General features: G+C 42.8%; 19 protein-coding genes and 1 other RNA gene. 8 read left to right on the forward strand and 12 right to left on the reverse strand.

Features of this window, described 5'->3' with window-relative positions:
• Positions 1-79: 79 nt before the first annotated feature.
• From SNE26_RS06155 to SNE26_RS06195, 9 genes are all read right to left on the reverse strand, one after another.
• On the reverse strand, positions 80-1,207 hold the full coding sequence (locus tag SNE26_RS06155) for an aminotransferase class III-fold pyridoxal phosphate-dependent enzyme (RefSeq protein WP_321558485.1): 1,128 nt from the start codon (positions 1,205-1,207) through the stop codon (positions 80-82).
• A gap of 75 nt (positions 1,208-1,282) precedes the next feature.
• The gene (gene argC, locus SNE26_RS06160; RefSeq protein ID WP_373695598.1) at positions 1,283-2,212 is read right to left on the reverse strand and encodes an N-acetyl-gamma-glutamyl-phosphate reductase; all 930 of its coding nucleotides are present in this window, start codon (positions 2,210-2,212) and stop codon (positions 1,283-1,285) included.
• 138 nt (positions 2,213-2,350) lie between these two features.
• A complete protein-coding gene (locus tag SNE26_RS06165; RefSeq protein WP_321558487.1) occupies positions 2,351-2,776 on the reverse strand; it encodes a cupin domain-containing protein in 426 nt (141 codons plus the stop codon).
• Positions 2,766-3,989, reverse strand: coding sequence for an argininosuccinate synthase (gene argG, locus SNE26_RS06170; RefSeq protein WP_321558488.1), 1,224 nt, complete (start codon positions 3,987-3,989; stop codon positions 2,766-2,768). The genes SNE26_RS06165 and argG overlap by 11 nt, the downstream gene beginning before the upstream one ends.
• Positions 3,990-4,083: 94 nt before the next feature.
• Positions 4,084-4,731, reverse strand: a complete 648-nt coding sequence (locus tag SNE26_RS06175) for a GNAT family N-acetyltransferase (RefSeq protein ID WP_321558489.1) — start codon at positions 4,729-4,731, stop codon at positions 4,084-4,086.
• 434 nt (positions 4,732-5,165) lie between these two features.
• A complete protein-coding gene (locus SNE26_RS06180) occupies positions 5,166-6,122 on the reverse strand; it encodes a YpdA family putative bacillithiol disulfide reductase (RefSeq protein ID WP_321558490.1) in 957 nt (318 codons plus the stop codon).
• An 86-nt stretch (positions 6,123-6,208) separates the two neighbouring features.
• Positions 6,209-6,307, reverse strand: an RNA gene (gene ffs / locus SNE26_RS06185) — signal recognition particle sRNA small type.
• A 44-nt stretch (positions 6,308-6,351) separates the two neighbouring features.
• On the reverse strand, positions 6,352-6,981 hold the full coding sequence (locus tag SNE26_RS06190) for a hypothetical protein (RefSeq protein ID WP_321558491.1): 630 nt from the start codon (positions 6,979-6,981) through the stop codon (positions 6,352-6,354).
• A gap of 10 nt (positions 6,982-6,991) precedes the next feature.
• Positions 6,992-7,612, reverse strand: a complete 621-nt coding sequence (locus tag SNE26_RS06195; RefSeq protein ID WP_321558492.1) for a 2'-5' RNA ligase family protein — start codon at positions 7,610-7,612, stop codon at positions 6,992-6,994.
• A 76-nt stretch (positions 7,613-7,688) separates the two neighbouring features.
• On the opposite strand from SNE26_RS06195, the gene dinB reads away from it, so the two are divergent.
• The 8 genes from dinB to SNE26_RS06235 all read left to right on the forward strand — a co-directional run bounded on the left by dinB (position 7,689) and on the right by SNE26_RS06235 (position 18,477).
• Complete coding sequence (gene dinB, locus SNE26_RS06200; RefSeq protein WP_321558493.1) at positions 7,689-8,873, forward strand: DNA polymerase IV; 1,185 nt, start codon at positions 7,689-7,691, stop codon at positions 8,871-8,873.
• 322 nt (positions 8,874-9,195) lie between these two features.
• Positions 9,196-10,410: an acyltransferase family protein gene (locus SNE26_RS06205; RefSeq protein WP_321558494.1), complete on the forward strand. Its 1,215-nt coding sequence runs from the start codon at positions 9,196-9,198 to the stop codon at positions 10,408-10,410.
• An 18-nt stretch (positions 10,411-10,428) separates the two neighbouring features.
• Positions 10,429-11,472 (forward strand): histidine kinase, encoded by a 1,044-nt coding sequence (locus SNE26_RS06210; protein WP_321558495.1) that lies wholly within the window; start codon positions 10,429-10,431, stop codon positions 11,470-11,472.
• Positions 11,473-11,475: 3 nt separating this feature from the next.
• Entirely contained in the window at positions 11,476-12,174 is a 699-nt protein-coding gene (locus tag SNE26_RS06215; protein ID WP_321558496.1) for a LytTR family DNA-binding domain-containing protein, read from the forward strand.
• A gap of 240 nt (positions 12,175-12,414) precedes the next feature.
• Positions 12,415-15,021: a hypothetical protein gene (locus SNE26_RS06220; RefSeq protein ID WP_321558497.1), complete on the forward strand. Its 2,607-nt coding sequence runs from the start codon at positions 12,415-12,417 to the stop codon at positions 15,019-15,021.
• Positions 15,022-15,492: 471 nt separating this feature from the next.
• Positions 15,493-16,143: a ribulose-phosphate 3-epimerase gene (gene rpe / locus SNE26_RS06225; RefSeq protein ID WP_321558498.1), complete on the forward strand. Its 651-nt coding sequence runs from the start codon at positions 15,493-15,495 to the stop codon at positions 16,141-16,143.
• 202 nt (positions 16,144-16,345) lie between these two features.
• On the forward strand, positions 16,346-17,413 hold the full coding sequence (gene serC, locus SNE26_RS06230) for a 3-phosphoserine/phosphohydroxythreonine transaminase (protein WP_321558499.1): 1,068 nt from the start codon (positions 16,346-16,348) through the stop codon (positions 17,411-17,413).
• A 110-nt stretch (positions 17,414-17,523) separates the two neighbouring features.
• Complete coding sequence (locus tag SNE26_RS06235; RefSeq protein ID WP_321558500.1) at positions 17,524-18,477, forward strand: D-2-hydroxyacid dehydrogenase; 954 nt, start codon at positions 17,524-17,526, stop codon at positions 18,475-18,477.
• Between the two features lie 132 nt (positions 18,478-18,609).
• On the opposite strand, the gene SNE26_RS06240 is transcribed toward SNE26_RS06235, so the two are convergent.
• The 3 genes from SNE26_RS06240 to SNE26_RS06250 all read right to left on the reverse strand — a co-directional run bounded on the left by SNE26_RS06240 (position 18,610) and on the right by SNE26_RS06250 (position 22,570).
• Positions 18,610-20,010 carry an MBL fold metallo-hydrolase gene (locus tag SNE26_RS06240; RefSeq protein ID WP_321558501.1) on the reverse strand — a complete coding sequence of 467 codons (1,401 nt, stop codon included), beginning with the start codon at positions 20,008-20,010 and terminating at the stop codon, positions 18,610-18,612.
• A 169-nt stretch (positions 20,011-20,179) separates the two neighbouring features.
• Positions 20,180-22,012, reverse strand: a complete 1,833-nt coding sequence (locus tag SNE26_RS06245) for an ABC transporter transmembrane domain-containing protein (protein ID WP_321558502.1) — start codon at positions 22,010-22,012, stop codon at positions 20,180-20,182.
• A 30-nt stretch (positions 22,013-22,042) separates the two neighbouring features.
• On the reverse strand, positions 22,043-22,570 hold the full coding sequence (locus SNE26_RS06250; RefSeq protein ID WP_321558503.1) for a hypothetical protein: 528 nt from the start codon (positions 22,568-22,570) through the stop codon (positions 22,043-22,045).
• Between the last annotated feature and the right edge of the window lie 9 nt (positions 22,571-22,579).

Raw genomic sequence — 22,579 nt, forward strand, 5'->3', positions numbered from 1 at the left:
TCTCCCCCTTCAGGGGGAGATTATTCGCAATTATTATTTTTTAGCGCTCATGAGGGCTACGCCGTTTAGAGGGGGCTTCTTATTGATTCAATACATTTACAAAAGCTTCCAGGAACCTATCGGCGTGGGCCTTAGTCAAATTCAAGGCAGGTAACAGCCTGATCACGTTTGGTTTAGCTTCGCCGGTAAATATATGGTGCTTGTTCAGCAATTCTTTACGTGCATGGGCTAATTCTTCAGGTAATTCGATACCGATCATCAAACCACGACCGCGAACTTCTTTAACCTGCTCCAGCTTGTTAAGCTCTTTTATTAAGTAGCCGCCAACCTCGGCAGCATTTTGCAGCAGGTTATCCTGTTCCATAGTTTCAAGAACAGCTAAACCTGCGGCGCAAGCTAAGTGATTGCCACCAAAAGTTGTACCTAACATGCCATATGCCGGCTGTATTTTTGGCGAAATAATGATGCCTCCAACAGGGAAACCATTACCCATCCCTTTAGCCATACTGTAAATATCGGCATCTACACCGGCAAAATCATGCGAGAAGAATTTACCTGTACGACCGTAACCGCACTGTACGGAATCAGCAATGAAAACGGCATTATATTCGTCGCACAATGAACGGATCTTTTGCAGGAAGGTTTCAGGAGCAACCTGGATACCACCAACACCCTGGATGCCTTCAATAATTACCGAAGAAATTTCATTGTTTTTGAATGCTTCTTCCAGCGCAGCTTCATCAGCCCATGGCAAAAAGATCACGTTATCAGTTTCATTGATAGGGGCAACGATCTTTGGATTGTCGGTTACAGCAACCGCCAATGAGGTACGGCCATGGAATGATTTACTGAAAGCGATAACTTTCTTTTTACCGTTGTAAAAAGAAGCCAGTTTCAATGCATTCTCATTAGCCTCGGCACCTGAGTTACACAGGAATAATTGATAATCTTCCTTACCCGAAACTTTGCCTAATTTTTGAGCCAATTCTTTTTGAATTGGGATCTCGATAGAATTAGAGTAAAAGCCAAGCTTATGAAGCTGGTCTTCCAAACGCTTCACATAATGCGGGTGGGTATGACCGATAGAGATTACAGCGTGACCGCCATACATATCCAGGTATTCAGTATCCTGAGCATCATAAACCAAGCTGCCTTGTCCTCTTACTATGTTGATGGGATTTATAGGATAAACGTCGAACAGATTCATATTGTTGAAGCCTAAAAGGCAATTAAAATTAATATTAAACTATTACTCCCCCGCCAGTTGGCGGGGGCAGGGGGGCTAAAAAGCTATTCCTTTAAGTCGTAAGCCTGCGCGCTCGTCCAGCCCGAACAATAAGTTCATGTTCTGTACTGCCTGGCCGGAAGCGCCTTTAAGTAAGTTATCCATTATGCTGATAATGAATATTTTGTTATCGTGTTTTTTTACCTGGATAAAGCATTTGTTGGTGTTCACAATTTGCTTTAAATCGATATTACGGTTGGTTACATGCGTAAATGGATGGCCATCGTAATAGTTTTGGTAAAGAGCTAAAGCTTCTTCCTCACTCAAATCGCTTTCAGTGTAAATTGAAGCAATAATGCCGCGGGTAAAGTCACCCCGATAGGGAATAAAGTTGATGGCCTTATCAAAACCCGCCTGTAATTGCCTTAACGACTGACCAATCTCATTCAAATGCTGGTGACTGAAAGCCTTGTAAACAGAAAGGTTATCGTTACGCCAGGTAAAATGCGAAGTAGGCGACAAGCTTTGGCCTGCACCGGTTGAGCCTGTTGTTGCTGTAACATGAACCTCATTATTCAGCAAACCCTTTGATGCCAGCGGAAGCAGCCCCAATTGCAAACAGGTAGCAAAGCAACCCGGATTGGCAATGTTAGCAGCCGTTTTAATGGCTTCGCGATTTAATTCAGGTAATCCGTAAACAAAGCTTTTACCGTTTAAAGTTGAGGTTTGATTAAGCCTGAAATCCTGGCTCAAGTCAATGATCTTAACTGAATCGGGAATAGCATTCGCTTCCAAAAACTTTTTAGCATCGCCATGACCAACACAAAGGAAAAGTACATCAATATCTGTGGATAGCTCAGATGCAAATTTAAGATCGGTATCGCCAAACAGGTCGGTATGCACTTCGTAAACATAGTTACCGGCATTGCTGTTGCTATGCACAAAAACTATCTCCACGTTAGGGTGGTTGATCAGGATCCGAAGCATTTCGCCCCCGGTGTACCCTGCACCACCAACTATACCTGCACGGACGCCCCCCCCGCCCCCTAAAGGGGATGCCTGATTGGTGGCTTTCTTATCTTTAAATTCTGTCATAATTTCAAACTATTGTTTCCCCTTTAGGGGTTAGGGGGCTAAATTTATCCGATCATTATTTGTAGATGGATATGAATATAAAATAAACTCGAGGTCGCTCCGGTCGTTATTGCTGATGAAATGCTTTTGACCGGGATGGATCTCAATGCCCTGTTCGGGCTTCAATACTGTAACCTCGCCGTCTATCGAAAACGTAGCCCGTCCTTTTAAAATAAAAAATACTTGTGTGGCTTTTTCATGATAATGCAATTGCTCAGCAGTATCTGGCGGCATTAGCTCCTGCTTAACGGATAAAACGTCAGTATCAATGAAAGTCCATCCATGGCAATCGTCGCCCCAGTTATAATGTTTTAAGCATTCGCCTTTTGAAAAAACGATGCCCCCTCCGCCCCCTGAAGGAGAGACTTGAACGTGTGATTGATTTGTTGGATCGGCCATTTTTTCTTTATTGAGCATTTGCTCCCCCTTCAGGGGGCTGGGGGGCGGCGTTAACCTTATGATAGATCATTACCTGGTTGCCAAATATTTTGGAGAAACCTTTAACGTCTTCGCCGCTCCATGCATTGTTCATTTCGCCATAGCTGCCAAACTTGTTCGACATCAGGTCGTACGGTGATTCGATACCTATTACCTGGAAGCGATATGGATGCAATTGAACAAATACTTTACCGGTAACATTTTTCTGGGTGTCGTTGAGGAACGCTTCGACATTGCGCATGATAGGATCATGAAACTGGCCTTCATGCAGCCAGTTGCCGTAGAAAGATGATAACTGATCTTTCCATGAAAGCTGCCATTTGGTTAACACGTGTTTCTCTAAAGTATGGTGAGCTTTGATGATAACCATAGGGGCGGCGGCTTCAAAGCCAACTCGACCTTTAATGCCGATAATAGTATCACCAACGTGAATATCCCTGCCAATGCCATAAGGCTGAGCGATAGCCTGCAAAGCCTGGATAGCCTTGGTTGGATGATCATATTTTTCATCACCAATGGCTACTAATTCACCTTTTTCAAAAGTAAGCACAAGGTCTTTTACTTCAGATGCAGTTACCTGTGTAGGCCATGCTTCTTCAGGCAAGCCCAGGTTTGAAGTAAGTGTTTCTTTACCACCAACTGATGTGCCCCAAATCCCTTTGTTGATAGAGTATTTAGCTTTCTCGAAGTTCATATCAACACCATGTTTTTTCAGGTATTCGATCTCTTCTTCGCGGCTCAGTTTCAGGTCGCGGATAGGGGTGATGATCTTTACTTCCGGAACAAGGATGTTAAAGATCATATCAAAACGCACCTGGTCGTTACCGGCACCGGTACTGCCATGGGCAACAAATTCGGCACCAATTTCTTTAGCGTAATTAGCAATAGCAGTTGCCTGGCTTACGCGTTCGGCACTTACAGATAGCGGATAGGTGTTGTTTTTTAATACGTTACCGTAAATTAAAAAGCGTACGCAGGTATTGTAAAAGTTTTCGGTTTCATCAACCACATGGTGTGAAGTTACGCCCATTTTATAAGCGCGTTCTTCAACGCCTTTTAACTCTTCCTCGCTAAAACCGCCGGTATTTACAATAACCGAATGAACCTCATAACCAAGGTCCTTTGTTAAATAAATACAGCAAAATGAGGTATCCAAACCCCCGCTATAAGCTAATACTACTTTTTTCTTCATGTTTTTGGTGAGCTTAAAGCTAAAAGCATAAGGCTTAAAGCTTTACTTATCAATTATGGTGATCTGTTTTGTTAATTGTCATTAAGCCTTCAGCTTAACTTTCCACGTGCCCTATACGTTTTTTGATGGCGTTTTCAATGCGCTCTAAAAGTGTCGCCTTGTGGGTTATGCGCTGCATCTTTTCTTCGTATTCTTTTTGTTTTTCGGCGGGATCAAAAAGCATAGCAGTGCACATGCAGTTTTTGCGACCTTTGCTGGTTAAAATATCAAAGTTTACGCAGCTTTTGCAGCCTGCCCAAAAGTTTTCATCCTGGGTAAGTTCGGAGTAGGTAACCGGCTCGTAGCCAAGCTCCGAGTTGATCTTCATTACAGCTAAACCGGTTGTTAATCCGAATATTTTGGCATCGGGATATTTGGTGCGCGATAACTGGAAAATGCGGTGCTTGATGGCCTTTGCCAATCCCGCCTTACGGAACTGCGGATTAACAATAAGGCCCGAGTTGGCAACAAAGTCGCCGTGGCTCCATGTTTCAATGTAGCAAAAACCGGCCCAGGTGCCGTCTTTATGCAAGGCTATAACCGCTTTGCCTTCCAACATTTTATTGGCAACATATTCGGGTGAACGTGTGGCTATACCAGTTCCGCGTGCCTTGGCCGATTCGGCCATCTCATCGCAAATCATAGTGGCATAATCTACATGCTGTGCAGTAGCAACCTGAATATCAAAATCTTGTATTGTCATTTAAATAGATAATTACCGTGAAATTAATTGGCTTTATCAGCCTTAAATAATTAGATGGTTTTTTTAAAAAGAAGTTTAAAAAACTCTTTTTGTGTGGGCAGGAGAAAAATTAATTCAAACCCGGGGCATGTAGGTCCTTCGTCGGGGAGGGCAGTTTAAAAAAACAGTTGAACCCAAGGCAGCGGCAGCCGGAGCAAATGTTGCTCTTGTTGCGGGCTTATTTAAGCTTGGTGTATTCATTTTTTTTATTGAATTACTGTGTTTTTAATTTCGCTGCAAAATAGGCTATAAAATTTTATTTATACAAGAAAAAAATGTGATTATTTGTTGTTTGGTGAGTGGTTGATTAGGTTGATTGGGTGAATGGTTTTATTTTTATCGTAACTTTCTGGCCTGCAAGCGTAACTACTCACCCAATCAACCTAATCAACCATTCACCTTTTTTCCACAATATCGGCGATAATCATATCAGCATGTACCCTTGAATTTTCGATAAACCAAAGGTGGGTATCCAGGCCGCCGCAAACCACGCCCGCAAGGTATAAACCGGGCATGTTTGTTTCCATGGTTTCGGGATTGTATTGGGGGATAAATTTATCTTCAGAAAGGATGATACCAAGCTTTTTAAGGAACTCAAAATTAGGTTTATAGCCTGTCATCGCCATTACAAAATCGTTGGGGATGGTAATTAATCCTTCCGGGGTTTTAATGTCGACTTCGTTTTCCCTAATAGCTTCGAGATTTGAACTGAAATAGGCTTTAATGCTGCCTTCTTTAATGCGGTTAATAATATCGGGCCGTACCCAGTATTTAACCCGGTTGCTCACTTCGCTGCCGCGGATCACCAATGTTACTTCGGCACCTTTACGGTAGGTTTCAAGCGCCACATCAATAGCCGAATTGCTTGAGCCAACTACCACCACTTTTTGCAGGGTATAATAATGAGGGTCCTGGTAATAGTGCTTTACTTTGGGGAGGTTTTCGCCGGGAATATCAAGGTTTACCGCAATATCATAAAAGCCGGTTGACAGAATCACTTTTTTAGCCTGGTAGGTTGCCTTTTTTGTAATAATAGTATAAAAGCCATCTTCGGGTTTTACTTCGGTAACTTCTTCAAAAAGATGAATAGGCAGGTTATTTGACAGTGCTACACGGCGGTAATACTCCAATGCATCGTTACGGGTAGGTTTGTTATGTACGGTAACAAATGGAACGCCGCCAATCTCCAGTTTCTCGGAAGTTGAGAAAAATGTCATGGTAGCAGGATAGTTGTACAATGAATTTACAAGCGTGCCTTTTTCGACAATTACAAAGCTTAAACCGGCTTTTTGAGCAGCAAGTCCGCAAGTTAAACCTATCGGGCCACCACCAATAATGAATATATCGAGCATTTATATACAGTTAAGAAATTAAAGAAATCATGAACCGGTGCGGGGTCGGGGCATGTTTGCCGGTGCGGCAAAAATAAGAAAATAAAAAAGGGTAAGCTACTTTTATCGCGCCGCTCAACTCTCTACCCTTGCTGTGTTCCCACCCTGGGGGAGTTCAAGAGGAGCTGGCCGTAAAAGACTTACCCCGGCGCAAATATAGAAAAAGGTAGCGTTTATGGTTAAGAAAATGTTAAAAAAGGCTTATCTGTTGATTTATAGATGGATAATTTTTAATTTGCTCTGCTATAGCCAGATTATCGTACATCGTTAACACGTTTTCATCTCCCCGAAATTCAAATTCCCGATAAGTTTTGGCATGCTGGTCGAGATCCAGCAACAAATTTTTCAAAATAGTAAGCCGGTTAACAACAAATTTTACCTTCATTTCCCTCTTTTGAAAATGTGGCCAAAGCAGGTTAAATTGTTCGGGTGTTATGGCCCTTGCTACGGTAATATGAGGTATAGTACTACTATCGCCAACTATATCTTTTAGTAATTTAAGCCAGTATTGGTTTTGCCCGGTAAGTTTAAGCTTTGCAAAAATGGTTTTATTGTAGTTATTACCTTCATTAAAACAATCAAACCCATCTATTTCAAAAATAGCCGGAGGCAGCAAACTAAGTTTCCTGCTCAGGAACGAGAAACCCTGAACGTCTACATCAAGCGGTTTACGCGGATAATTATTTATAGTAATATGCGCCCGGGCATGCATGCTGGGGTAATTGCCTATAACGCGCTTTGCTTCGTTTTTTAGTTTCCGGATCATAACATCTACATGATCAGGTATCGGGAGGATAAAATGATAAAATGCGTAGTCCATGATTATTATTTTAAATGAATAAATTGATCTGATCGGGATCACCGGCTTTAAGCATTTCCAGCTCATCGCGGGTATAGCCGGGGCCGGTCATATTTTTAAATTCAAAAACTTTAAACTTATTCCATTTGGCAAAGGCATCAAGTGTATCCCGTTTTAAAATGGTAAGTTCTTTAACCCAAAATGGCTCCAGCAACTTTTTATGCCTGAAATGCGGCCAAAGAGTATCAAAATCTTTTTCGTGGATATCGCGCACAACAGTTATGTGCGGGACGATATTCTTTTTGATACGCAGCGTCTTTTTTAAAGTGTTAAACCATTCGTCGGTAGCGGGCGTTGCGCGGATATTGGCATAAATGGTCATGCGGTTATGCAGGTGGGTGAAATGATAAAATCCATCCATGTGCAATAATACCGGGGGCATAGTATTCAGTCCCTGTTCCATCAAGTCCAGGTTTTTATCGGCCATAAAAGGCTTTTGCCTTTCAAGATGCTGTACAGAGATATGAGCAGGCGAATCCATACTTTTATAATTGCCAATGAGCTTTGCCGATGCTTTTTTGTAACGCGCAATCTCATGCTTCACCATTTCGGGAGGGGATAATAACATCAGATAATCTTCATATATACTCATTGGGCGTATCATTTTTGTTATTTCAAATTTGCTAAAAAAATTAGTAAAATACCAAATTAATTTTCATATTTGTTGTGTGGAAGCTAAGCGGCATATTGTACATATCGACCTCGACTCGTTTTTCGTTTCGGTGGAACGAAAGTTTCATCCCGAGCTGATCGGTAAGCCTGTGATCATCGGTGGTTCGCCCGAAAGGGGAGTGGTAGCTTCATGCAGTTATGAGGCGAGGGCATTTGGTGTGCATTCGGCAATGCCTACCAAGCAGGCACTTAAGCTTTGCCCGCATGCAATCCTTATCCGCGGATCGCACGGGCGGTATGGGGAGGCCTCGCGGGAGGTTACACAGATCATTCACGATACGGTGCCTTTGTACCAAAAAACATCGGTTGATGAGTTTTATATAGATTATACCGGCATGGATCGTTTTTATGATTGCTACCACGAAGCAAGTAAGCTAAGGCAGAAGATCACAAAGGAAACCGGTCTGCCTATTTCATTTGGCATGGCATCCGGCAAAACGATAGCTAAAATGGCCACCAACCAGGCCAAGCCCAACGGACAAATGTTTGTAAAACATGGTGATGAGTTGAAATTTCTGGCCCCGCTAAATATCGGTAAGATCCCAGGCTTGGGAGAGAGCACCTGCAATAAGTTATATCAATATGGCATTGAAAAGATAGGCGATTTGCAGCGTACCAATATCCGCTTCCTTGAAACCATTTTCGGGAAATACGGGCATTCACTTTGGGAAAAAGCTAATGGGATAGACCATGGTGAAATCGTTGCTAACTCCGACAGGAAATCCATCAGCACAGAGCATACTTTTCATACCAACGTGTCCGACCATCGTACCCTTGAAACTACTTTAGTGTCCATGACCGAGGAGCTGTCCTCAAAACTCAGGCGAGAGAACAAACTTTCATCATGCCTGGCTATCAAACTGCGTTATGGCAATTTTGAAACACATACCCAGCAGCAAAAAATAGCACTTACAGCGGCCGAACATATCCTGATTCCTGGTGTGAAAAACCTGCTTAAAATGGCCTGGGACCAGCATCGTCCCATCAGGCTGATAGGTGTAAGGCTGAGCGATCTTTGTACCGGCAGCTATCAGATCAACCTGTTTGAGGACAATGAAGAACGCATCAAACTTTACCAGGCTATGGATCAGATCAACTTTAAGTTTGGCGATAAAACCGTTTGCCGGGCTGCGGGGATGGAGATCGGGACAAGGAATTTTAATCCATTTATGCGGGGCTGAGCGTTGATTTTTTTGATTGCGTTGATTTCGCTGATGTTTGTTTAGTAAAAAAAAGCAGGGGATCGTGTGATTCCCTCCCTTGGGAGGGTGTAGGGAGGGGTTTCATCGCCAAACTTATTCGCTTTAATGATGTAGAAACCCCTCCCTGCCATAACACATTCCAACCACACCCCTCCCAAGGGAGGGAATTTAGAAAAGCCTGTGGCCGGTGTTATCACCGCGCCGCAAATATTCTACCAATGGTCAAAGGTTTTTTACCGTTGGTCAAAGTAATTTTATGGAGCGATGGGTTGTGACTTCTTTTGATCAAAAAGAAGAAATTATGGAAACCACACAACGTCAAACTTACCTCGATTGGTTGAGGATCTTATCCATATTGGGGGTGTTATTTTTTCATTCGGCAATGCCTTTTGTTGCCGAGGATGGCTGGCACATCAAAAATCACGAAACCAGCAACCTGATGATGGAATCAAATCATTTTTTGCACCTTTTTCGCATGCCGCTGCTCTTTTTTATTTCAGGTACCGTGAGTTACTACATGATGCAGCGGCGTTCTACACTCAGTTTCATAGGTTTGCGTTTCCGCCGGCTTTTTATTCCGCTTTTGGTGGGCATGTTCATCATTGTGCCGCCGCAAATCTACATGGAACGTTTGGCCAATGGCTACAAAGGGTCGTTCCTGGATTTTTATCCAAGTACATTTAGCTTTCAGCCTTATCCTAAAGGTAATTTCAGCTGGCACCACCTTTGGTTTATCGCCTACCTGTTTCTTTATGATCTGATATTTGCGCCTTTATTTGCCTGGATGATCTCGCCCCAAAGCAATACCTTTAAACAAAGACTTACCATTTTGGCTAAAGGGAAATTTGTATACCTACTAATGCTACCCGGAATCCTGTGGTTTACCTTTACCAGCTGGGACCTGCCCGAAACCAACGACCTGATCCATGACGGTAGTTACTTTGTTTACTGGCTGTTTTTTCTGCTGGCTGGCTTTATCTGTATCCTTCAGCCTAAACTGATGGACAGTCTTGAGCGGAACCGCCGTTTCGCCTTAACCATCGGTTTTTTAAGCCTGATGACATGGGAAGTAATGCGCTGGAACGGCATCGAACCATTGCATCCCCTCTGGCCTTTTCAAAATATCGCGTTTTCGTATGCCTTTACGGCTTTGCGGCCAATAATTGCCTGGGGATGGGTGCTGGCGCTGGTTGGCTATGGCAAGCATTATCTTAACCGTACCCACAGGGTACTTAATTATTTAAACCAGGCGGTATATCCGTTTTACATATTGCACCAAACCGTTATTGTGTTATTGGCCTATTATATTGTGCAAACGCAAAATGAAAGCATCCTTTCAAAATACGTTTATACCGTGGGCATTACCTTTTTTGTAACGGTGCTTATCTATCATTTACTGGTTCGCCCGTACGCGTTAACCCGGTTTTTATTCGGTATGAAACCCAGGGATAAACGTAAATCAATTATCGAATTACCTTTAGAAGAAATAAAGCCTGTTGAAGCGCTTTCTACATGAAATTTTTAATTTAACAGTATGAAATTTTTCAGGAAGTACATTTTTCCGGCATTGTATGGCTTATTGGTATATTTTACCATACGGCTATTGCATGATACTGACATTGGCCAGCATTTTTGGGAAAGGGATTTTTATGTTAATGGCATTGAAATGGCCTGTTCAATATTGGTGGGCTATTTGGCAATCTACATTTTTGAAAGGCTTTTTACGTACTATGACAGGCGCCGGACCGTACAGCTATCCTACAGGGCCGTAGTGCGGGAGTTGGCCATATTGGGGGGAGCAAATTTGATATTGGTGAACGTAGTATTTGTTCCGATGGTAATGGCCCTGCACGTAACCCAGGGCATAGATGAGTTATTGCCATGGGCAGATGTGGCCGATATTAATATGATCCCCACCTTGTACGCTATTGTTTATTATGGCATTGCACGTAGCAGCACCTGGCTAAAGGCTTATGTAAATAATAAGATGCAACTGGAAAAGTTAACCAATGACCAACTGGAAACGGAGTTGAAGTTTTTGAAAGCCCAGTACCATCCGCATTTTTTATTTAATGCGCTGAACACTATTTATTTCCAGATGGATGATGATGTGCCCGGTGCCAAAAAGAGTACCGAGTTATTATCGAGCCTTTTGCGCTATCAGCTTTATGACCAACACCAGCAAGTGCCCATTAAGCAGGAACTGGAGTATCTTGAAAATTATATCCGCCTGCAGCAGATCAGGGCGAGCAGCAAAATGCAGCTTAGTGTTAATTTTGAAGGATGTTTAACCGATCAGCTGATTTATCCGCTGCTCTTGCTGCCACTGGTTGAAAACGCCTTTAAATATATAGGAGGTGAATATAAAATAGCTATTGAAGGATGCATTATTGACGATAAATTTGTTTTTAAAGTTTATAACGATGTGCCGGTTAATATGAAGGCCCCTGATAGCTACAGCGGCATTGGTTTAGAAAATTTAGGCCGTAGGTTACAGCTACTTTACCCGGGTAAACATAAGCTAACTGCAGGTCGCGAAGACGATCATTACACAGCGATACTTGAATTGAATATATAAAAGATGGCATTAATTAGCTGCATTATTACCGACGATGAGCCCTTTGCCCGTAAGGGTTTGGAAGGCTATGTTTCAAAAGCCGGTTTTTTTGACCTGAAAGCACAATGTGAAGACGCAATGGAATTGGGGGCCTTGCTGGCCCGGCAACAGGTAGACCTGCTGTTCCTTGATATCCAGATGCCGCACTTAACCGGCGTTGAATTTATTCGTTCGCTGCCCAATCCGCCCAAAGTGATCTTCACGACGGCATTTAAAGAATATGCTACCGATGGTTTTGATCTGGATGTGCTCGACTACCTGCTTAAACCCATTCCGTTTGAGCGCTTTATGAAGGCTGCCTTTAAAGCTAAGGATTACTTTGATTTAAGAAACAACGCAGAAGTTGCTGACTACCTGTTTGTTAAAAGTAATGGTAAGCTCGAAAAGATAATTTTTGACGATGTGCTGTTCATCAAAGGCATGGAAAATTATGTAGAGGTTTATACCCCTGCGCGTAAGATCATAACCCACAGTACTCTGCGGGCCTTTGCCGAAAAACTGCCTTCGCGTAAATTCATGCAAACGCATAAATCATACATTGTTGCCAATAATAAAATTACATCGATAGAGGGGAATATGCTGAATATTGGCACGTTTGAGGTCCCGATCAGCAGGCAGCTTAAAGACCAGGTAATGCATACCCTTATTAATCAATCAAGGTAGCATCAGGTTTTAAATAATCAGAATCAGAAATTTTTACACGAATTGCTTTTGACGTTTGCTACAATTAATCGAATTACACGAATTTTTTAATGATGTAAATTTAAAATTCGTGTAATTAGATTAATTCGGAAAAATTAGTATGGAAATTTCTTATTTGTTCGCTTCTTTTCAGCATATATTTTTTAAAGTGATTTCCCTGTATATAATTAAAACTATTTTGTAATATGCATTATTCTACTGTTGCATTACTTACAAAACCTCATGGGCGGTAAAAACCTGTTCAAAGCTTTATCCTTTTTTTTAACGGCAGGCCTATGCTTAGCCGCCAATATTTCATATGCTCAAACCCGTGCCGATAGCGTTAAACTTGCTATCGAGCCGTCTTATAATAATGTAAGCGGTACCCACCAGTTTTTCCTGGGGGATAATTACCGCAAACTTTGGGCTGCGCCTGTTACTCTTCCTATATTTCATCTTAACGGCGAAAAAGGCGGTCTCAAGATACTGCAAAGGGGCGGAGGCAAGCAAACCAAATCATTACGCCTGCAGGATCCTACCGGGCAGCAATGGGTACTGCGCACCATTCAAAAATATCCCGAAAAAGGCTTGCCTGTTGATCTGCGGCAAACGGTAGCTAAAGATATTTTGCAAGACCAGGTGTCGGCTGCACATCCATTCTCGGCACTCACCGTGCCACCGCTGGCTGAGGCGTTGGGCGTTCCGCATTCAAACCCTAAAATTGTTTATGTTCCTGATGATCCTGCTTTTGGTGAGTATCAAAAGGATTTTGCCAACCAGGTGTTTTTATTTGAAGAGCGTGAGCCGCTCGATGCCGAAAAAACAGATAATACCGAAAAGGTACAACGCAAACTACAAAATGATAATGATAACCGGGTCGATCAAAAGATAGTGCTCCGCGCCCGCCTGCTGGATATGCTTTTGGGCGATTGGGACAGGCATGAAGATCAATGGCGCTGGGAGAAGATCGACGGAAAACATGAAACCGTTTACGAACCTGTTCCGCGTGATCGTGACCAGGTATATTATAAAACATCGGGCGTATTGCCCTGGATCGTAGCGCACCAATGGCTTAAATCAAAGTTTCAGGGTTATAGCGATGAGATCAGGGATATCAATGGATGGAATTTCAATGCCCGCTATTTCGACCGCTATTTCCTGAACCAATTGAGCGAAGAGGACTGGAAAGAGCAGATAGCCTACGTGCAAAGCAAATTGACCGATGACCTGATCAAAAAAGCGGTGCATTTAATGCCCGATACTATTTACAAACTTTCGGGTCCGGAGATCATCGGCAAAATGATAGCGCGGCGTAATATTCTGCAAAAACAGGCGCTTGAGTATTATAAATTTATCTCGATATATGTAGATGTTCCGGCGAGTGATAAAACGGATAAGTTCACCATCGCCCATGAAAGTAATGGCGATATCACCCTTACTGTAAACAAAATAAAAAAAGACGGCAGCGTTGATAAGGTTACGTACCAGCGTACTTTTAAACCTGATGTTACCAAAGAAATCAGGATGTATGGTTTTGATGGTGATGATGTTTTTAATGTAACCGGCTCAACGCCATCGCCAATAATCGTACGGATGATAGGCGGGGAGGGTATGGATACATTTGCGGTTGACAGCAGTTTGAACAATAAAGGCAAAACTTATATTTATGACCGTTCGGATCAGAAGAATGTACTGCCTTCATCATCCATTGCCAAAAACCGAACCTCGACGGATACCGCTGTAAATAACTATGATAAAACCGCCTTTAAGTTCGACAGGTTTGAACCCATCATTTTAGCCAATTACAGCAATGATATCGGTGTTTTGTTGATAGGAGGTTTCTCATATGAACGGCACGGCTTTCGCAAAGAGCCGTATGCTTTCCGCGAAGAGTTTCTAACCAATTATTCGTTGCAACGCAAATCATTTCTGTTTACTTATATGGCCGACTGGAAAAAAGCCATCGGCGAAAATGATCTGCGGATCAACCTGCTTTCGCGCGGGCCGAGCAACCTGAGCAACTTTTTTGGGATAGGGAATAATACCGTTTTTGAAAATAAGGATGACAGGAAGATCTCCTACTATCGTAACCGTTATGACTATGTTACCGGTGATGTTTCCCTCCACCGCGATTTTGGAAACCTGCATGTAAGCGCCGGGGTTGCAGGTCAGTTTTATAACAGCAAATCATCAAATAATACCGAAAGATTTTTGAGTGGTTATAATGCGGCTTTTCCGGATGAGAAAGTATTTGGCACCAAAGTTTACGGCGGTTTAACAGCCAACGCAACGGTGGATACCAGGAATAAACTGATCATTCCGACACAAGGCATTTTATGGACAACCACAGTAAGTGGCTTTAGTGGTGGCGGTTCGGGAAGCCACAATACTTACGGGCAGATATTATCAGAGTTTAGTTTCTATCTCAATCCGGATAAAGACTCGGTACTGGTAATAGCTAATCGTACAGGCCTGGGAACTACGGTAGGCAATGCCGCATATTTCCAGCAGATGAAGCTCGGGGGTGCGCAAAACTTCAGGGGCTTTCATACCAACAGGTTTACCGGTCGTACAATTGCTTATAACAATCTTGAACTGCGGTTAAAAGTGCTTGATTTTACCTCGTACCTGTTGCCTGGTTCATTCGGTTTAATTGGCTTTAATGACGTTGGCAGGGTATGGGTTCCCGGCGAATCATCTGACCGCTGGCATGACGGCTACGGGGGCGGCCTCTACATTATTCCGGCTCAATTGGTGCTGATAGAAGCGGTAATGGGTTTCTCAAAAGAAGGATCACTGCCTTATATATCCATTGGGTTTAGGTTTTAAAATAACTGCCGCGGGTTTAGCGCAGCATAACCCGTGGTAAGCATGGTTAAAGCTTTCAGCTTAACTAAATTAACCGCATTTTTTGGTGGCTCAGTTCTGTCAGTACCTTCCGGTCAATTTTAAGTTTGAGCGAAAAATTCAAGAAAACAACCAAAAAATCACCAAAAAACAAGGGTAAATAAATTGCTTTTTGAAACGATTGTTTTTTACTCTTAAATGTTTTATTAGTTGACTATCAGCTATTAATTGTGTTTCAGGTTAAATTTTAAGCTGTTGATTATCAGTGTGTTTTATTTTTAAGGTGTTTCGTGTTTTTACACTTAAAAAATGGAACAGTTGAAAAACGGCGTCGGTATGATTTCATTTTTTTATGGAGAACGGCGATTTTGGGACAGGCATATTTTTACACTTCTCCCATAAAAATAATTACACTATCAGTCCCATAGATTACCTGCTTTTATATATTTGCATATGAATCACCTCATAGCACCATCTATCTTAGCAGCCGATTTTGCCAACCTGCAACGCGATATTGAAATGATCAATAACAGCGAAGCCGACTGGATCCACGTTGATATTATGGATGGTATGTTTGTACCCAATATCTCTTTTGGTTTCCCGGTTGTAAGCGCAGTAAAAAAACACGCTGCCAAACCACTTGATGTTCACCTGATGATAGTTGACCCGGATCGTTACCTGAAAGCTTTTAAAGATGCCGGGGCCGATAGTATCACTGTGCACCAGGAAGCTTGTCCGCATTTGCACCGCACGGTTCAGGCCATTAAGCAATTAGGCTGTAAAGCAGCTGTTGCTATTAACCCGGCCACCCCGGTATTTATGCTGGAAGATATTGTTGCCGATTTGGATATGGTTTTGATCATGTCTGTTAACCCCGGTTTTGGGGCCCAGTCTTTTATCGATAACACTTATAAAAAGATTAAAGAACTCAGGACACTAAGTGCCGAAAAAAATCCCGGACTGTTAATTGAAATTGACGGTGGGGTGGATGCTAACAATATAGCAAAACTGATAGAAGCCGGAGCAAATGTGTTTGTTGCGGGCACTTCAGTGTTCTCGTCGGCCAACCAGGTGGCCGCGATATCAAAACTCAAACATGCCTAAAAGTTATTATAATGATAATAATTAAACCAGCCCTGTGGGGTTAGTTTAATTATTTGCAATCAAAGGCCCGTTTGTTGATTAATTGTATATTTTTTCAAAAAATGTAAATAATGTCTATATATTTTGTCAAATTAATTAACTTCGGCCCAACAAAATACAAACTTCCTAATAGTGTATTTAGAACCTACAATTCGTTAATTATATGAAACATAATTTTGGTGCCGGACCCGGCATTCTACCACACGAAGTTTTAAAGCAAGCTTCAGAAGCAGTTATTGATTTTAATGGTACTGGACTCTCTTTGCTTGAAATTTCACACCGATCGAAAGAGTTTGAAGCCGTTTTAGACGAAGCTGTAAGCCTGGTAAAAGAATTATTCAACGTTCCTGAAGGTTACTCGGTATTGTTTTTGCAAGGCGGTGCCAGCACCCAGTTTGCTTTGGCCCCTTACAACCTGTTACCTGAAGGCGGCAAAGCAGCTTATGTTGAAACCGGTGTTTGGGCCAATAAAGCTTTAAAAGAAGCTAAGTATTTTGGCGAAGTACAGGTTGTAGCTACCTCAAAAGAGGCCAACTTTACTTACATCCCTAAGGATTTTGAAATCCCGGCTGATGCTGCTTATATCCACATTACTTCTAACAATACCATTTACGGTACCCAGTTACAGGAGTTCTTTAAATCGCCAATCCCGGTGGTTTGCGATATGTCGTCAGATATTTTCAGCCGCGTGGTTAATGTTGCCGATTTTGGTTTGATTTATGCCGGTGCTCAGAAAAATATGGGCCCTGCCGGTGTTACATTGGTTATTGTTAAGAATGACCTGCTGGATAAAACCGGTCGTAAGATCCCTGCAATGTTCAACTACCAAACTCAAATTGAAGGTGGTTCAATGTACAATACCCCTCCGGTATTTGCTATCTACGTTTCAATGCTTACCCTTAAATGGTTAAAAGCAAAAGGTGGCGTACCGGCAATTGAGCAGGAAAACATCACCAAAGCACGTGTACTTTATGAGGAAATTGACCGTAACCCATTGTTTAAAGCAGTAGCTGCCGTTGAAGACCGCTCAAAAATGAACGTTTGCTTCGTGATGGAAAATGCTGAGTTGGAGAAACCATTCCTGAAACTTGCCGAAGAACGCGGTATAGTAGGCATTAAAGGCCATAGAAGTGTAGGCGGTTTCCGCGCTTCAATTTACAACGCATTGCCAATAAGCAGCATCTACGCGCTGATTGACGTAATGCAGGAATTTGCTGAAAAGAATAAGTAGCCCCCTAACCCCCTAAAGGGGGAACAATAATTTAAAATAATTACCCCCGGCCCTTGAAGATGAGGAATAATCACTCCCCCTTTAGGGGGCCGGGGGGCAAAACTTTAGACATGATCAAAATATTAGCTAATGACGGTATCGACCCGATAGGTAAAAAAATGCTGGAAGATGCCGGCTTTTTTGTTGATACCAACAATATCCCACAGGACGAGCTTCCTGAAAAATTGAAAAACTATGACGCTATTACCGTACGTAGTGCTACTAAAGTACGCAAAGCATTAATCGACGCTACGCCTAACCTGAAACTGATCGGTCGCGGTGGTGTAGGTGTTGATAATATTGACGTTGATTATGCCAAAGAAAAAGGCATCGGTGTTTACAATACTCCGGCATCATCTTCTTTATCAGTAGCTGAACTGGTATTTGCCAGCCTATTTGGTTCTGTACGTTTTTTACCAGACAGCAATCGCAAAATGCCGGTTGATGGCGGCACTAAATTCAACGATCTGAAAAAAGCTTATGCCAAAGGTGTTGAGCTTCGCGGTAAAACTTTAGGTATCGTAGGTTTTGGCCGTATCGGCAGGGAAGTAGCTAAAATAGCTATCGGTGTTGGTATGGATGTTTTAGCTTATGACCTTTTTGATTTCAACCCTGAGCTGGATCTTGTTTTAGGCGGTGGTATTGCTGTTAAAGCATCTGTTAAAAAATCTACACTTGATGAAATTATCACTACTGCTGATTTCATTACGTTGCATACTCCATTTATCGACAAAGCTCTTTTGGGTGCCGAAGAATTGGCTAAAACTAAAAAAGGTGTTGGCCTGGTAAATATTTCACGCGGCGGTTTGATCGACGAGCTTGCTTTGGTTGATGCTTTAAACAGCGGCCAGGTTTCATTTGCAGCACTTGACGTGTTCGATAATGAGCCAACCCCTCGTGCTGAGATCTTAACTCATCCAAAAATTTCCCTAACCCCTCATATTGGTGCAGCTACCAACGAGGCCCAGGAAAGGATTGGTGTTGAGCTTGCAAGCCTGATCATCGATCATTTCAAAAAAGCATAACACGAATTAGTTCTGATTAGAGCGAATTACACGAATGCTTTCATATTACAAAAGGCACTAATCTTACCGGTTAGTGTCTTTCTTGTATATAAGCGAATTCGTGCAATTTGATTCAATTCGGGAATATTCGTGTTATATAATATACGAAATACCCTTCTCCGGCATCGTAACACCATAGCCTTCCTTCTCCAGGTCGTTGGCTAACAATTGCATGCTTTCGCCTTCACCATGTACCAGGAATACCTGCTTTAGCTTATCAGGGCCAATAGCTTTAATATTACCCATCAGGTCGTCATGATCGCCATGGGCACTGAGTACGTCGGTTTGTTTAATAGTAGCGTAAACAGACAGTTCACGGTCTTTGATATGAACAATGGAATCGCCCCGTAGCAAACGATGCCCCAATGTCCCCTTGGCGCAATAGCCAATGAAAAGGATAGTGGCATAGTAGTTTTGGATATTATAAAACAGGTGGTCCTGGATGCGGCCCCCTTCAAGCATTCCTGCCGATGATATGATAATGCAGGGCTCCCAGTAATTGGAGATTTGCCGGCTATCTTTCAGCGTTTCAACGTAAGTAAGGTTGTCAAACTCAAATTCATCGCCGCGTTTTTGATAAAACTCCTGCGCTTCCTGGTTAACGTGATTATGGTACTTTCGGAATACCTCGGTAGCCTGGGTGGCCATCGGGCTGTCAACAAAAACCTTAACAGGCGGCAGCAGGCCGGTGCTGAAGATCTTGTTTAAAGTATAAACCAATGATTGCGTACGCCCGATACTGAACGCCGGGATAATTAAACGGCCTTGCTCTTTAATACAAGCCTTCTCAATAACTTCTATCAGGGTTTGTTCAACGGTTTTGTCTTTACTGTGATAACGCCCGCCGTAGGTAGCTTCCGAAACCAGGTAATCAACCGGAGGGAGGGGCTGCGGATCATTTAAAACCGGGTAATTCTTCCTGCCGATATCGCCGGTAAAAGCTATAGTTTTTTCTTCGCCTTTATCGTTTATTTTAAATACTGCTGCTGCTGCACCCAACAAGTGGCCAACAGGTACAAACGTCAGTTCGATATCACCTGTAATGCGAAACGGTTTGTTAAAACCTATGGTGACAAAGCGTTCCACTGTATCCATAACATGTTTTTGCATGTACAGCGGCTGCGCGTGAGTGTTGAATTTGCCCCTGCCGCGTTTATGATGACCACCTTTACTTGCTGCTTTACGCATGAAAATATTTACAGAATCGAGTAAGAGTAACTCTGTCAAATCGGCTGTCGGAGGGGTGCAAAGTATCTGCCCCTCAAAACCTAAGCGGATTAAGGTAGGCAGGTTGCCCGAGTGATCGATATGCGCATGAGTAAGTACTACCACGTCAATGTCTTCGGGGCGAAATGGGAAGTTTTCGTTAGATATGATGCTGTGGTCCTTTTCATAATCAAGCCCGCAATCCACTAAAATTTTATATTGTCCAACCTCGAGCAAATGCATGCTCCCGGTTACTTGTCGGGCCGCCCCGTGTATAGTTAGTTTCATTTTATGTACGCGATACACGGCATGCGGCCTGTACCAGTATTATATTACGTTGTAAGTAATCTTTAAATTGTGAATATAACAGTTTACACTCGTTTTTCGCGAGTGTAAACGGATTAATGCTTTACTTTATAAGTTTAGTAATAAACCAATAAGTTTTAAGGAGCGTTTGCTAAGCCTGGCTGCTTTCAAACTGAAGCTGGCTCAGATAACGGTAAAGGCCCTGTTCATTATTGATGAGTTCGAGGTGGCTGCCGCTTTCAACAATATTGCCTTTTTCTATCACTACTATTTTATCTGCCTCGCGAATGGTTGACAGGCGGTGCGCAATGATGATAGAGGTACGGTCTTTCATTAATTCCTCAAGGGCTTCCTGTACCAGGCGTTCCGATTCTGAATCTAATGAAGAGGTGGCTTCATCGAGGATCAGGATAGCGGGGTTTTTAAGCAGGGCTCTTGCAATGGCAATCCGCTGCCTTTGTCCGCCCGATAATTTAACACCACGTTCGCCCACAATAGTTTCATAACCTTCGGGAAAGGAAGATATGAACTGGTGAGCATTGGCGCGTTTGGCTGCCTGTATGATATCTTCATTGGATGCACCGAGCCTGCCATAGGAGATATTTTCCATAATGGTGCCGCCAAAAAGTAATACATCCTGCGGAACAATAGCCACCTGGTTACGGATATCGGTAAGAGAATAATTATCGGCAGGTTTGCCATCAAATAAAATACTGCCGCTTTGCGGATGATAGAATTGTAATATCAGGGAAGCCATGGTTGATTTACCTGAACCACTTGGCCCAACAATAGCCACGCGCTGCCCGGCATCGGCATTAAATGAAATGCCTTTTAATACGGTGATCTCCTGGCGGGAAGGGTAGGCAAACACTACATTATCAAAAGCAAGATCACCCTTGATAGCCTGTTTGATATTATTATCGCTTTCAACTATGGAAATCTCTTCGCCCTGCTCGGCGAGGATCTCCAATACACGCTCACTTGCGCCTACGGCTTTTTGCAGATTAGCGTAAAGATCAGGGAAACTGCCCATGGCTGCCCCTACAAATATCGAATACATAATGAACGTGGTAAGATCGCCGACATAGATCTCATGATTAGCCACCAATACCGATCCATACCAGATAACGCCCACAAAAGTGCCGAACAAACAAAATACAATGAACGAAGCAAACGTACCCCTGAATTTTGCACCCCGAACGGCGATGTCCACCACTTTGCGCAGGATCTTGTCGTAACGATTAGCCTCATAAGCTTCGTTAACAAAAGCCTTTACGTTGGCAATGCCTTGCAATGTTTCTTCAACTATGGTGTTTGATTCGGCCAGTTTATCTTGCGCTTCGCGTGATAATTTGCGGATAAAACGCCCAAAGAATACCGCGAATGCAACAAGAAAAGGCAATATAGCTAACAGTGCAAGGGTAAGTTTTATGGATACAATGGCCAGCAGGGTGGTACTCCCCACCATGATCACCAGTTGACGGATCATTTCTGCAAAAGTTGTGGTCAATGTATCCTGGATCTGAGAAAGATCGGCAGAGATGCGGCTGTTCAATTCACCAACCCGGCGGTTGGCAAAAAAGTTCATGGGCAGGGTAATAAGCTTAAAATAGGTATCACGCCTGATATCGGCCAAAGATTTTTCGGCCACCTGCACAAACCAAACCACCCTGAAAAACGACACAAAAGCCTGGGCAAATAAGATAATGAAGCCCATGATGGCTATGGCATTTAAGCCGTGCGGCAGATATTTGTATTTATAAATGCCTTGTGCTGCATCAATCAATGCACCCAGAATGGCTGGGAATGCCAAACCTACAAGGCTTGACAGAAACAGGAAAACTAATCCGGCTATGAATTTAACCCGGTAAGGTTTTAAGTAAGTGAGCAGTTTCGCTACGTTGCGCAGGCTGCTCCGGTTTATTTTTGCTTTAGGTAATTCTGCTTCGGCCTTGCTGCCACTGTTCAGTCGTCCTCTTGCCATGTATGCGTTTGAATGTTATAAGCCGCGAATTTACGCTTTAACACGGTTCTTTTTAACAAGCAGAAACAAAATTGACGCAATCGTGAAAAGTATCGCCACTACAAATATGTTTTGCCGGGTCCTAAGGTGCTGTTCTGAAGTGTTTAACTGCTGTTTAAGGCTGGCATTTTGTTGTCTTAACCTGGTAATTACCTGCATGTAGCCGGCGGCCGTAGTTTCTGCCTCTTTGCTATGGCTCTGAATCTGCCTTTGCTGAAAATCACGATATTCAAGCAGGATCTTAAGCTCTTTAAAAATAGCATCATCTGTTTTAGCGATATCCATCAGGATGCCGGCCGAACGTCGGACATCACCTTTGGTTTGAAAACCGAAAATACCGGTATGCTGACCGAGGCTTTGTTCATATTGCCCAAATTTTTGTTTACGGGCCGCCAGCATATTATTTATTTTTTTACGCTGAAGCTGGTAAGCTACAGAATCAGAGTTAACAGGGCTTTGGGCCGATGCCCAAACAGTTGTTATCAAACAAAATAAAAAAAGCAGTGCTATTTTTTTCATTTATACAAT

The sequence above is a fragment of the Mucilaginibacter sp. cycad4 genome, from assembly GCF_034263275.1.
GTDB lineage: Bacteria > Bacteroidota > Bacteroidia > Sphingobacteriales > Sphingobacteriaceae > Mucilaginibacter.